Raw genomic sequence first — 13,486 nt, forward strand, 5'->3', positions numbered from 1 at the left:
CAGGCTTCGCGATGGGGTCCGTCCAGGAAAGGCAACACCGTCGCCGAGCCAGAAGGCAAGATTGCCGTGGCCAGGGATCGGGTTGTCAGTCAATCATCGTGTCCAGTCCTACGGCTAGGTGAGAGTTAACCATCGGGTACCTGAGAACCGCGTACTATCCTTCGGAACCAGTGAGTGAACCACTGGACTCTCAGCGCTCGCCGTAGCCCTGTACTCCGTGCAACGAGAAATGCATCATCACGGCCGGGTGGTGCGAGGGCATCATGTAAATTAGAGCGCAAATCATCTGGACGCTCGTCGCCGCTAGTGAATTTCTAGTCCCAGTATCCTGAAAACGTGGCGGTTCTGTACAATATCGTCCTCTACAGCGCGCTGCAGTTGTTCGCATAGAAGCGACGCCTCCACATCGCCTTCTGTCACATCTCGCAAGTTCTCGAAATCTTGCAGCATGTCGGCAACCGCAACACGCATGGCGTGCCCACACGAGACGATCGTGCTGATTGATAGCGTCAAATTACGAATCAGTTTCCTCCGTTCTTCTCTGGAGAGTACGTCGTTCATTTCTCGATCCGTTCGCTTTTAGATTTCTTGGGCCAGACGTGTAAGCTTCGTCGAAAAACTACTTATTTTTCTTGTTTCTCGCCATCCCGAAGCTCTTTGCGCGAACTGTCTCGGTCAGCCAGATACCGCCTGAGCTTCCCCCTGGGGCGACCGTGCCCCACTATCAAACGCGCTCTACGGAATGCGCGAAAACCGAATTCCCTGAGCTCATCGAGGAGGCTCTTCGCGGGTTCTTCGTCCATCAGGCCACACCTAGGTTTCGGCAGCGCCAGCGCCGAATCCTCGCTTGGCGCGCGGCGATCCTCTTTATGAAGATCGGCGTTGTTCTACCCCTGCGGGCTGAGAGCAGTCAAAGCCGATGAAGGTTCACCAGGTTTGCCAGGCGTATGGTCATCGCTTGAACGCTGACCCTGTATTGGGTGGCGAGTTCTTTGATATAGCTTCTTCATATTCCAACATCTGCAGATGTGGCCAGGGCATCGCCCCCCTTTAAAGCGCATCAGTGACGCTCCTTACCATCGCCAATATCCAGGCGATACCAGCGGCTCATCGTCCGAGCTACTCCGACCTCAGTATCGATGTAGAATACTTGGCTTGTCGTGATCTTTCGACCGGAACCCAGCCTTGGATGTCCTTCAACGACTCCGGAAAGCATCCCTACCGAAAGTGGAAGGATACGATGGTTGTACAATATCGGTGCATCACGAAGATCGATAGCATTGACGCGTCCTGCTTCCACCAATCGCAGGTCATCAACCAGGAGCGCGAGCGCTTCCGCAGGTGCGAATTTTATTCTCATAATCTGTCCTTCGACATTCGGTATGTAGGCGATTTTACGGCTAGAAAGTGCTGTTTCCGTTCCCAACTGAGTATGTCGCAAGGACTCAATGGGTAGTCACTGAAGTCATATATGACGTCACTGACTACCTTGACAACAAGCATTTGCAAGCATTCAATTTTGATGTCACTCATCCAGTATGAGACCCCCGGACCGCATCTTAATTGCAGCACGAATCCTTGTCGGGCAGACCCAGCGCGAGCTGGCGAAAGCAACCGGCTTCACTCAAAAGACCGTTTACCTGATCGAAAAAGGCGAAGCGGGTTTTGGTGCAGTGGAGAGGCTCACGCAGCATTTTGAACAATGCGGTATTATCTTTATCAAACCGGACGGGTCGGAAGGTTGGGGGGTACGAGCTTCATTTTTGACCGCGGACTACCGAAGAAACACAAGCGATCAAAGTTCAAGCGACTGAGACATTGCCAATGGTCAAAACAAGGCGTCCCGATAGTTCTTAATCTAGCCAGAAAACAGGGGCTCATTGCCGCCCCTCTGACGTCCCTGCGGGCCGCCATTCACCCGCTAGGATATTTTCAGTGAACGATTTCCATGGTAGTTCAGGACTACGGTACAGCCGGGGACGGCGATGGCCGTGTGAACGACGACGGACTGGCGAGAGTCAGTCCGTTGCCATTTCAGCGGCTCGCAGTCCAAGTGCCACTTCCCTGTCCAGAGATCTGGGATGTGGCCGCACACCGCGGCCGAATCCAACCTCGGAACCAACGAGTACCACCCGATCGATCGCGCGCGTCACGGCCGTGTAGATCATCGCCCGATCCATGTTCGCGGTGGGCAGAACGGGCATGACCACGTTCTTGAACTGGCTGCCCTGAGCCTTGTGAACGCTGATGCAATAGGCAAGGCTAAGCTTCTGGATCTCGCCCGGTTCGATCCGATGGCTGTTCCCATCGAACGCCGCAACGACAGCGTCACGGTCGAAGCCCACGACCGTCCCCATCGATCCGTTCCAAAGATGGCGATCATAGTCATTGACGGTCCAGATGCAGGGGTCGCCCTCGGCGAACCCGTGCATCGCACTGAAGCCGGCCCGCTTTCGGAGATCATGGAAGTACGCGTTGATCGCGTCGATGCCCGCAGCTCCGGCATACACCGCCGCGACCACCTGCACTTCCTCGTGCCCAAGGTCGTGGAGGATGTCCTCGATGGTCTCGACGATGCTGGCTTCCGGAGTGGCGGCGAAGCTGCAGCCACCGCACTCACTATTGTATGTCGGAACCTGAGGGACGCGGCCCTGCCTGATGGCAAGCGACACCTCGGGAATTCCGGATTCTGCCGAGGCTCTCAGGATGCGCGTCAGTTCAGTCTTCGCAATCCGATCTTCGAGGACAAGACGATGGAGCGTGAGACCGAAGCCGATCGGCGGAAGCTGCGCGGTATCTCCCACCAGCAGACAGCGCGCGTCCTCCGGCAGATGGAAGAGTATCCGGTAAAGGGTCGGAAGATCGAGCATCGAGGCTTCGTCGACAATGACGAGGGTGTGCCGCCCGAGTTCGATCCGTCCGTCCGTCACCTCTTTCAGCCAGGATGCGACTGTCTGGGCTGGTTGTCCGGTCGTCTCGGCGATCCGCCCGGCGGCGCGCCCGGCAATCGCAAGCTGGTAGACGTTCATGCCGAAGTGCCGGGCTGCCGCGTTTATGGCTCTCAGCGCGGTGGTCTTTCCAACGCCAGCCCCGCCTATCAGGAGAGAGAATGCGTGCTGCATCGCCATCGCAACGGCATGGCGCTGCTCATCGGTCAGGTTCCGGGACGGGTCGAACCGCTCGAGGAAAGCCGAGATGTCTGCGGGACTGATGTCATCGAGAAAGAGGTCTCGGGATGTGCGCCGGAGATGTCCTTCGATGCGAGCTTCGATGAACCGTTCCATGTAGGCCGCGCCGGCGGGCTGGAACCCACCTTCGATCGGGATTGCAGCACCATCGGCCACCGCCAGTCGCACGGCGGCAGAAGCGCTCTCAGTGCTCGTTGAGAGCCGCTTCGCCACGAGCTCGACGAGAACGGCTTCGTCACACCAGGTATGCTTCCGGTCGAGGCGGTCGTAGAGGACGCTCTCGACTGCGGCGACGAGCCGCCGCGGATCGTCTTTCCGCATGTCGAGTGCCGTCGCGACCCGGTCGACCTGCGACCACGTGCAGACGGTCAGCAGGCGGTACGGGTTATCCCTCATCTTCAGGACGGCCTGATCGCCCCAGAAGTCGACGGCCTTGCGGGAGAGACCGATATCGATCCCGTGCTCGTCGAAGAATACCACGCAGTCGGCCAGCGCTTGCTGGTTCCGCCACGCCTCGATGACGATAGCAGCCTGATTGCGGTCGAGCAGTTCCGACAGGCGGTCGACATCGCCATCGCCAAGAATCACATAGAGGTCCGATCCGTACCGCTCCCACAGACGGGCGGCCGTCGCCTTGCCCACGCCGACGAACTCCGGTCGCGAGGCAAGGAATTCAACGATGTGGCGGCCCCGCGGTATTGCGGTCATGGCATCACTCGCCTCCCCGTCAGCGTGGCATGCTCATACCTCGCGAGCTTCCGCCTTAGCTCATAGTTCTCGCCTCTCAGCGCTGCGAGCTGCTGTTCGAGCATGGTGATGCGCGCCTTGTCGGCTCCATCGCGCCGCGGTGGCTCTGGTGCGGACGGGCCTTCCAGACCCAGCATCGCGACAGCCTCATCCAGCCGCTGCTCGAAGCGCTTGTTTTGGTTGAAGGTCTCCCGGTTGAACCCGCACGCTGTGGCGACGGCCGTCTTGTTGACCTTGCCGCCCCTGCTGGGAAGCTTGAGCCCAGCGTTTTGCATCTTCTCGATGTACGCCTCGAGCCGAAGGAAGTTTTCCTCGCTGATCTGCTGGAAGGAATTGAGGCTCATCGCTTCACCTCGCTCGCACCGCGGTTAACGGGAGGCAGCGCCTTGTTCAAGTCGGCTTCGCCAAGGCCGCGGCTTCTGGCGTTGTACAGCCAGGTGGCAAAAGTCTCGAGCAGCCTCTCCCGTTCGGCCTCGAGCCGGGTGACCTCTGCCGTGAGAGTGTCGATGCGCTGCTGGGAATGTGCAAGCTCAGGCGGCAGATCGCTTTCGACGCACTTCTTCTTCGGACGCGTCCGTATCCGATCCTTGGCCAGACCGAAGGCCAATTTGATGCTGTCGTTCTTGTCCAGTCCCTGCCGGGTGAAGGATCGCCGTAGAAACGGCTGCACCTGGTCGAGTAGCTTTTCCCAGGTCAGCGTACCCTTCCAGGAGGCAAGCGTTGCGACGATCATCTCGACTTCCTTGTCCGTCAGTCTCGCTCTCGCCATCGTCAGTCTTTCCACATGTCGGCGAGCAAAGCACGGAGCGCCTGATCCTCGTCCTCCGCAGCTCGATCCCGGAGCGCCATGGCGACTTCGTTGTCTGGCGAACCGTCGGGCAGAGCAATAACCGTGCCTTCCCGGATTGACTGATCGTCATGTATCGCCAGCATTCGCTGCATCCGATCTATATTCCTGCGATGAGCATCCACCCAGCGGTCGGCTCCATGGAATTCCTCGCCCATGGCTTCCAGAGCATGGGCGAGCTGGAGGTTCGCGAGAATCAGGCGCTGCTCGACATTCTCGCGATGCTTGATGTCGCCCTTGACGAACACGTTCTCGGAACATCCGACGCAGTCGCCGTGCTCCTGGCAAGGTAGCAGCGAATAGTCGTGGACGCAGATGCCGACATCGGTCACGAGTGCGGATCCGATCTGCGCTTCGATGAAGTCGCGGGGCTCGACGGGGCGGTTCGGCCCCTGAATCCTGGTCGCCTCGAACATCGGCCCGCTCGCGGTCCCATCGTCCACAGCCTTTCTGATCTGGGAAAGGATCTCCTCCGATGTCACATGGTTGTAGGCCTTGTTCTGCTCGATGTCGCGGCCGCTCCATTTGGCGATATCAAGGTCGCTCAAACCCTTGAACTGGGCAACGGTGTTCAGCCAGTGCCTGAACGAGTGGGTCGTGATCTTGATCCTGCTCCCATCGCGCTCGGTGAAGCCGTGGACCTCGAACACGCTCGGCCACTTGCCGTTGTCATGGCCGGACAGCCAGTACCCGAACCTCGACACGGTCGCCTTGTCCAGCAGTGCCGGGCAGGTGCCGCGCTGCGCATGTCCTTCGTTGTTAAAAAGGACGATGAGCGTTTCGGAGTACCGCTGATCCTTGTAGCCGTTGAAGTTGGGAAAGTCGGGAGGCATCATGTTGAGGAGAGCGGGCGCAAGCGAACTCAGCCTTGCGCTCTCGAACGTCTGTTCCACATGCAGCTCGCGAAGACGCTTTCGGATCGCCGACGGATCCACGTAGCCCATGACACCTGTCAGTGCGCCGATCGGAACCCAGTCGCTTTCCCTGTAGGTCTCGAGATGGTCCGGCAGCCACAGTTTCCCGGGGTTTCTTTCGCACCAAGCTGCCAGCTCCCGGGCAGACGCACACATAGTGCGGAGCCTCTGGACAGCCTCACGGACCACTGAGACCATCACAGTCGGAACCCACTTGACCTGCGGCGCATTGCCCTTGCCGGGCCAGATGCGAATGCCGTAGGTCTCGACTTCCTTTCCAGTCTCGGGCGACACAACTCGCCCCTCCACTTCGCAATTGAGCCGGAGCTGAAGGACTTCGTGAGCCCGTATCGGAACCGACACGCAAATAGCGGATATGGCCGAATAGAGCCGATCGATGAATGTCGTCGACGTCCGGAACACATCCGCGAGCGCATGGAAGGCTTCCGGCGTTGGCAGCTTCCTGTCACGCCGTTCCTTCGCGGCCGCGCCGATGGCCTCGCTATCGTCCTTCGGCTTTCGCACTCCATGTTTCCACGGGAACGGCGCGTCGAGGAAGTGCCGCGCCATGCAGAACCTGTAGACCGCCTGGATGCTTGAGGCGAACTGGTAATGCCTTGCAGCTCCGATGCCAGGCCGCGCGAGTTCGACGGCCTCGTTCAGTACGACGACGTTGAGGCGCTCGACAGCGGGTTCAAGGCCAAGCTTTCTGAAGGCGGCTTCGATGAACTCGATGGCCCCCATCCGTCTTCGCGTGCCCGAGTGGGCCACAGGGGACGTCGAATGCAGGTAACGGACATATGCCTTGGCAAAGTCCTTGATGAGCGGGTGAAGCGGCTCGCCGGTGACTACTTGCTGGCTCGATATAGTGGCGTCACTGTTGTAGAAAGCCAGAATGCGTTCTCCATAGTTGTGGCTCTTCTCGTCGAACTCGCCGGCGACCAGCCAAATGTCCTCGTCCCATTGCTCGGAAGGGATCAGCGCCGTGATTTCCTCCCGTGCCAGCCGGATGAAGTCGAGCACCCGGTCACGCGCGAGCACCAGCGTGTCGGGAGACAGCTTGTGGATGTTCATGCGGCGGCTTCTCCGCGCAGTTCGATCTCGGCGGCGCAGAGCTGGATCACTTCAGCGATGGCGAGGATGGTGCGGTCCCGGTTCGCGTAAGCCTGTGCCGGGATGCCCGCTTTCTCCATCCGCTCGCGGTTGGCGAGGAGGGCGGCCATGAACTGTTCGTGCGGACCATTGAGCCACGGCTGGAAGTTTCGGCAAGTGTAGCACGCCACTGGAGCAAGGAGACCGCAGAAGCTCATCTGACCACAGGTGCCGAGAGGATCGTTCACATTGTCCGCCAGTGATCTGTCGTAGATCCGGCTGCTACGGTCCTCCCCCCTCCTCGCCTCGGCTTCTGTTGCTACCAGGACACCAGAGAAGGCCTGCGCAAGGGGTGCCAGTTCCATCGCAAGGTGACGGTCGAGCCGCAGCACCAGGGCCGGGCTGGCCTCGTAGTAGACCTCGACGCTCTGCGTGTCCGAATGGTCGAGCATCTCGGCGACGGTAAACTTGTCCTTGCCGTCGTCGACGGCCCGCTGGGCGAGCGTGATCCGGAACCGCTTCGAGTTGGTCTTCAATCCGGTGAGCCTGCCCAGCGCTTTGACCAGCAATGTACCGATTTCGCTCGCTGACATATGGTGTTCAAAGCTGGGAAGTCCGCCAACTTTCGGCGCCATGAACATGGGCCAGTCCCCACCCGCCAGTCCCAGCTCGTCGCGAAGCTTGGAATTGTGCTCAATCACCTGCTCGAGGAGTAGGCCGATCTGCTTGCTGCAGTACCGCATTTTCAGGGACGAACGGAGCGGCATGCCCCGGCGCTTTGCCCGCGGGATCATCAACGCGTAGAGCTTCTGACCTTCTGTTTCAGAGACAACCAGATCCTGTTCCTTCAGCAAGGCAATCTGGGCTGGACGGGATCCGTAGCCCAGGAGCAGCCAACCCAGTGCGTAGGGATAGAGCTCGATCTCGCCCTTCGCGTAGGCATCGTTCAATGCGGACTGGATCGCCAGCAATTCGAGGTCGCTGAACCCGCCTTCATTGGGATCGCGTGTCCTGATGGAAGTGCCTTTGACATTGGCTTTGATGGTCGCCTCTGAGAGGTATTCGAGCCCCTCCCGGGAGACGATGCCAATCCCCAGCCCCTGCATGCTCTCGAACAGGATCCGAATGACACCAAGCTTCCAATCGGTCACGTCGGAAAGTGTCGCCCGATAATTAAGAATGTGCGCTAGTTCGACGACGTCGACGGGACGGCTCTGCTTCGCCAGCACTTCATCGTGGAACGCCTTGAAGCGGCTGTTTTGGTTGCGGGCATGGCTGAACGACGAGTTCTGGAGATGCCAGAGTATCGCCAGCTTGATCTTGTGGCGAACCTCATCAGAGATCGAAGTGAGACGAGCAAAGTCGAATGTCGTGCGGCCAAGTACCAATGATGCTACCGACCATAAATCGGGCCTAGGGTCGAAGGTCACCCCGTCTCTCGTTGTTGCGATCTCTGGAAGAGCGGGTGCTGCATAATCCAGCGCTAATGCGATGCCCTGAGTCATTCATCGTCCCTGCGCGCTGCAATGTCCAGTTTCTCCTGCATTTCCCTGAGCGCCTCGTCCGAACGGCGACGTACTGTCCGTCTCAGGTAGGATTGAGCTGAGCCCTCGCTCCGCCACCCCTGAAGACGCGTGCGCCACTTCACCTCGTCCTCGGCCGAGACCTTCTTTTCGTCCATATCCTCGGAGAAGGCGTCGTTCCAGGTGTGGCGGAGCCTGTGCGGCCCTAGCTCCTGCGGCATGTCCGGCACACGATCCCTGAGCGCCTCCATGATCTTGTTCACATTCGACAGAGACATGGGCTTGCCGCTGTCAGTGCTGACGATGAGGAACGGGTGCCGCCGAGCGTTGGGGATGCGCGCTCTGTGGTGGACGATGTACTCGTGGAGGATTTCGGCCAACCTTGGACTGAGTGCCAGATCCCGAGCCTTGGTTTTCGTTGCTGGCTTTTCCCGCCGGGGATCTGCGGGGTCGTCCGGCCTCCGGTGTATGGTGATCCGCCCCTTGGATCCGAGCTGGCAATCGGCGACCTTTATGCCGAGAAGTTCCCCGCGGCGAATGCCAAGGTCAAGCAGCAGCCTGACAATCAGATAGTTTCGAAAGCGGACCGATGGACGGAACGGGTTCTCGGGATGATCCGGTTCGATCACATCCCTGAGGCGCTTCACGGCCGCATCCGCAAGCCCCTCCGGAAGGTCGAGGTCGTGGCGGCCGGTCTTCACCAGCCCGGCAATGTGCCCGTCGATTAGTTCGAGGAACTGGTTGCGGACGGCGCCGTACCGGTGATGACGCTGAGGCCATCGAGCCAGATTCGAGAGGATTTCGGCGCTGGTGAAGACGATGAACGACCTGATGGCGGCAAGGCGAATGCGCTTCTCGTCGAAACCGACGACCTGAACCGCATTCTTCCTCCGGGTTTGCAACTTGACCACGTTCGACAGCCGCTCATGAATCTCGGCTATGGCCTCCCCCACCCGGCGACTGCAGAAGTTCACGATGTCCAGAGTTTCCGAGAGCGAGAAGAAGATGCCTTCCCTGATCCGCTCGACGACATCGATCCCGCGCGCGTCTCCCCACAGGAAGAGATGAGAGAGAGACCTGAGCTCGTTCGCCAATGTGTTTGGCTGCAGACCCAGCGGTCGCCTGTCCGCCAGGATCCAGAAGGTCGGCGCCTCCAATGGCACGCCCATGGCTCTCGGTACGAGGAACGGCATCCGCTCGCCATCGGCGAACTTGGACCACCGGATCAGATATGGATTTTCGCTCTTAGTTGACAAAAACCAGCGCTCCGCCCCATCTGAGGCGGAACGTATAAGTCATGGAATTTTTCGTCAACAAAAAAGGCAGCAAATACAATAACTTGCATTCTGCAAATTTGCATTTTGCGAACTATTCTTTTTTAGAACGGAATGTCGTCGTCCATATCGCGCGAGAAGCCGCCGCCCTGACCGCCCTGGCCACCTTGGCTGCCACCCGAACGGCCGCCGCCTGAAGACTGGCGCGGCTGCTGATCGTAGTCGTCGTAACCACCACCGCCACCGCCGTAGTTGCTACCGCCGAAGTCGCCGCCACCGCCGCCACGGCTGACGCCGGAGCCGCCGCCCTCGCCGCGACCGTCGAGCATCGTCAGCGTCGAGTTGAAGCCCTGCAGTACCACTTCCGTCGAGTAGCGGTCGTTACCGTTCTGATCCTGCCACTTGCGGGTCTGCAGTGCGCCTTCGATATAGAGCTTGGCGCCCTTCTTGACGTACTGCTCGACAACCTTGCAGAGGCCTTCGTTGAACACGACGACCGTGTGCCACTCCGTCTTTTCCTTGCGTTCGCCGCTGTTGCGGTCGCGCCAGGTTTCCGAGGTTGCGATGCGCAGGTTGGCGATCGGCCGGCCGTCCTGCGTGCGCCGGATTTCCGGGTCTGCCCCGACATTTCCGATCAAGATCACCTTGTTGACGCTTCCAGCCATTGTTGCTTTTCCCGTGGTTTCACCGCGCCTAGGGCCCGGCTTGGAATTTCAAGAGCGCGCATCTTAGCGGTCCGCTGCCGTCGATACGCCCCGCCTCGCACATAATCCACAACAGTTTTGGTCGTTTTATGGGCGATTTGTTCTTTATTTGTTCTAGTATTTGGCTATGATCCTGTCAACCGACTCGAATTGGCCACCTGTTTTGCCGATTGCGCCTCGACATGGGCGTTAGCGTCATTACATAGGGGGCTTTCAACAGACATGCAAAAGCTGGCTTCCGATGAGTGAACTCAAGACCATCTCCATTCGTGGTGCGCGCGAGCACAATCTGAAAGGCATCGACCTCGATCTGCCGCGCAACAAGCTGATCGTGATGACCGGCCTATCGGGCTCGGGCAAGTCCTCGCTCGCATTTGACACGATCTATGCCGAAGGGCAGCGCCGCTATGTCGAGAGCCTGTCGGCCTATGCGCGCCAGTTCCTCGAAATGATGCAGAAGCCGGACGTCGACCAGATCGACGGGCTGTCGCCGGCAATCTCGATCGAGCAGAAGACGACCTCGCGCAACCCGCGTTCGACGGTCGGTACGGTCACCGAAATCTACGACTATATGCGCCTGCTCTTTGCACGGGTCGGCGTGCCCTATTCGCCGGCGACGGGACTGCCGATCGAAAGTCAGACGGTCAGCCAGATGGTCGACCGGGTGCTCGAATTTGGCGAAGGCACGCGTCTCTATATTCTTGCGCCGCTCGTTCGCGGCCGCAAGGGCGAGTACAAGAAGGAACTCGCCGAGCTGATGAAGAAGGGTTTTCAGCGCGTCAAGGTCGACGGCACCTTCTACGAAATCGCCGAAGTTCCGCCGCTCGACAAGAAGTACAAGCATGACATCGATGTGGTTGTCGACCGCGTCGTCGTCAGGCCCGATCTTGCCTCGCGCCTGGCTGACAGCCTGGAGACCTGCCTGACTCTGGCCGATGGGCTTGCCGTTGCCGAGTTTGCCGACAAGCCGCTGCCACCCGAGGAGACCGCTGCCGGCGGTTCGGCCAACAAATCGCTGAACGAAACCCACGAGCGCGTGCTGTTCTCCGAAAAGTTTGCCTGCCCGGTTTCCGGCTTCACGATTTCCGAGATCGAGCCGCGGCTGTTTTCGTTCAACAACCCCTTCGGTGCCTGCCCGACCTGCGATGGTCTCGGCAGCCAGCAGAAGATCGACACGGCGCTGATCGTGCCGGAAGAACACCGGACGCTGCGCGACGGCGCAATTGCGCCCTGGGCTAAGTCCTCCTCGCCCTATTACAACCAGACGCTGGAAGCGCTCGGCAAGGTCTTCGGCTTCAAGCTCGGCAGCCGATGGAACGAACTGTCGTCCGCGGCGCAAGCTGCGATCCTGCACGGAACGGAAGAAAAGATCGTCTTCCACTATGAAGACGGTGCGCGCTCCTACAACACGACCAAGAATTTCGAGGGCATCGTGCCCAATCTCGAGCGCCGCTGGAAGGAAACCGACAGCGCCTGGGCGCGCGAGGAGATCGAGCGCTACATGTCGGCGGCGCCCTGCCCGGCCTGCGCCGGTTTCCGCCTCAAGCCCGAGGCGCTGGCGGTCAAGATCGACAAGCTGCATATCGGCCAGGTCACCGAGATGTCGATCCGCATTGCGCGCGACTGGTTCGAAGCTCTGCCGGCCCATCTCAATACCAAGCAGAACGAGATCGCCGTTCGCATCCTCAAGGAGATCCGCGACCGTCTGCGCTTCCTCAACGATGTCGGCCTGGAATATCTCAGCCTGTCGCGCAATTCCGGAACGCTCTCGGGCGGTGAAAGCCAGCGTATCCGGCTTGCGTCGCAGATCGGTTCGGGCCTGACGGGCGTTCTCTACGTTCTGGACGAACCATCGATCGGCCTGCACCAGCGCGACAATGCCCGTTTGCTCGACACCCTTCGCCACCTGCGCGACATCGGCAATACCGTGATCGTCGTGGAGCACGACGAGGACGCGATCCTGACGGCAGATTACGTCGTCGATATCGGCCCGGCCGCCGGTATCCATGGCGGCGAGGTCATCGCGCAAGGATCGCCTGCCGATATCATGGCCAATCCGAAATCGCTGACCGGCAAGTATCTGTCCGGCGAGCTTGCGGTCGACGTTCCCTCCGAGCGTCGTAAGCCGAAGAAGAAAAAGGAAATCACCGTCGTCGGCGCCCGCGCCAACAACCTCAAGAACGTCACCGCCTCGATCCCGCTCGGCGTCTTCACCGCGGTCACCGGCGTGTCCGGCGGCGGCAAGTCGACCTTCCTGATCGAAACGCTGTACAAGGCCGCTGCCCGCCGCATCATGGGTGCGCGTGAGAACCCGGCCGAGCACGACCGTATCGACGGATTCGAGCATATCGACAAGGTGATCGACATCGATCAGTCGCCGATCGGCCGCACGCCGCGCTCGAACCCGGCAACTTACACCGGCGCCTTCACGCCGATCCGCGACTGGTTCGCCGGGCTGCCCGAAGCAAAGGCGCGCGGCTATCAGCCGGGCCGCTTCTCCTTCAACGTCAAGGGCGGTCGCTGCGAGGCGTGCCAGGGCGACGGCGTCATCAAGATCGAGATGCACTTCCTGCCTGATGTCTACGTCACCTGTGACGTCTGCCACGGCAAGCGTTACAACCGCGAAACGCTCGACGTGCACTTCAAGGGTAAATCCATTGCCGACGTGCTCGACATGACCGTCGAGGAAGGTGTGGAGTTCTTCGCAGCCGTCCCGGCCGTGCGCGACAAGCTGGTGACGCTCAACCAGGTTGGCCTTGGCTACATCAAGGTCGGGCAGCAGGCAAACACGCTGTCAGGCGGTGAGGCGCAACGCGTCAAGCTGGCGAAGGAACTGTCGAAGCGTTCCACCGGCCGTACGCTCTATATTCTTGACGAGCCCACGACAGGCTTGCATTTCCATGACGTAGCCAAGCTTCTTGAAGTTCTGCATGAGCTCGTGAACCAGGGCAACTCGGTCGTCGTCATTGAGCACAACCTCGAAGTGATCAAGACAGCCGATTGGGTCATCGACTTCGGTCCGGAAGGTGGTGATGGTGGTGGCGAAGTGATCGCCAAGGGTACGCCTGAGGACGTCGTCAAGGAAAAGCGTTCCTATACCGGCCAGTTCCTGAAGGAGCTCCTGGAACGCCGGCCGATGAAGAAGGTCGAGGCGGCGGAGTGAGCCGCTCGGCTGAGATCTGCGGCCGGAAGGAGTG

10 protein-coding genes are annotated in these 13,486 nt (G+C 59.8%); 1 reads left to right on the forward strand and 9 read right to left on the reverse strand.

Annotated elements, in window-relative coordinates; all coding sequences use genetic code 11:
* Positions 1–303 precede the first annotated feature (303 nt).
* The 9 genes from LAC81_RS08120 to LAC81_RS08160 form a co-directional block, all read right to left on the reverse strand.
* Entirely contained in the window at positions 304–561 is a 258-nt protein-coding gene (locus tag LAC81_RS08120) for a hypothetical protein (RefSeq protein WP_223727410.1), read from the reverse strand.
* Between the two features lie 499 nt (positions 562–1,060).
* Positions 1,061–1,426 (reverse strand): DUF6634 family protein, encoded by a 366-nt coding sequence (locus LAC81_RS08125; protein WP_223727411.1) that lies wholly within the window; start codon positions 1,424–1,426, stop codon positions 1,061–1,063.
* A 592-nt stretch (positions 1,427–2,018) separates the two neighbouring features.
* Complete coding sequence (locus tag LAC81_RS08130) at positions 2,019–3,896, reverse strand: AAA family ATPase (RefSeq protein ID WP_223727412.1); 1,878 nt, start codon at positions 3,894–3,896, stop codon at positions 2,019–2,021.
* Entirely contained in the window at positions 3,893–4,279 is a 387-nt protein-coding gene (locus LAC81_RS08135) for a hypothetical protein (RefSeq protein WP_223727413.1), read from the reverse strand. Before LAC81_RS08135 ends, LAC81_RS08130 begins: the two co-directional genes overlap by 4 nt.
* Positions 4,276–4,704 (reverse strand): hypothetical protein, encoded by a 429-nt coding sequence (locus LAC81_RS08140; RefSeq protein WP_223727414.1) that lies wholly within the window; start codon positions 4,702–4,704, stop codon positions 4,276–4,278. Before LAC81_RS08140 ends, LAC81_RS08135 begins: the two co-directional genes overlap by 4 nt.
* Positions 4,705–4,706: 2 nt before the next feature.
* Positions 4,707–6,770, reverse strand: a complete 2,064-nt coding sequence (locus LAC81_RS08145) for a hypothetical protein (protein WP_223727415.1) — start codon at positions 6,768–6,770, stop codon at positions 4,707–4,709.
* Entirely contained in the window at positions 6,767–8,293 is a 1,527-nt protein-coding gene (locus tag LAC81_RS08150) for a site-specific integrase (protein ID WP_223727416.1), read from the reverse strand. The genes LAC81_RS08145 and LAC81_RS08150 overlap by 4 nt, the downstream gene beginning before the upstream one ends.
* Positions 8,290–9,567 (reverse strand): tyrosine-type recombinase/integrase, encoded by a 1,278-nt coding sequence (locus LAC81_RS08155; RefSeq protein ID WP_223727417.1) that lies wholly within the window; start codon positions 9,565–9,567, stop codon positions 8,290–8,292. Before LAC81_RS08155 ends, LAC81_RS08150 begins: the two co-directional genes overlap by 4 nt.
* A gap of 122 nt (positions 9,568–9,689) precedes the next feature.
* A complete protein-coding gene (locus LAC81_RS08160) occupies positions 9,690–10,250 on the reverse strand; it encodes a single-stranded DNA-binding protein (RefSeq protein WP_223727418.1) in 561 nt (186 codons plus the stop codon).
* Between the two features lie 280 nt (positions 10,251–10,530).
* On the opposite strand from LAC81_RS08160, the gene uvrA reads away from it, so the two are divergent.
* Positions 10,531–13,452 carry an excinuclease ABC subunit UvrA gene (gene uvrA / locus LAC81_RS08165; protein ID WP_223727419.1) on the forward strand — a complete coding sequence of 974 codons (2,922 nt, stop codon included), beginning with the start codon at positions 10,531–10,533 and terminating at the stop codon, positions 13,450–13,452.
* Positions 13,453–13,486: the final 34 nt, after the last annotated feature.

It is taken from the genome of Ensifer adhaerens (assembly GCF_020035535.1).
GTDB lineage: Bacteria > Pseudomonadota > Alphaproteobacteria > Rhizobiales > Rhizobiaceae > Ensifer.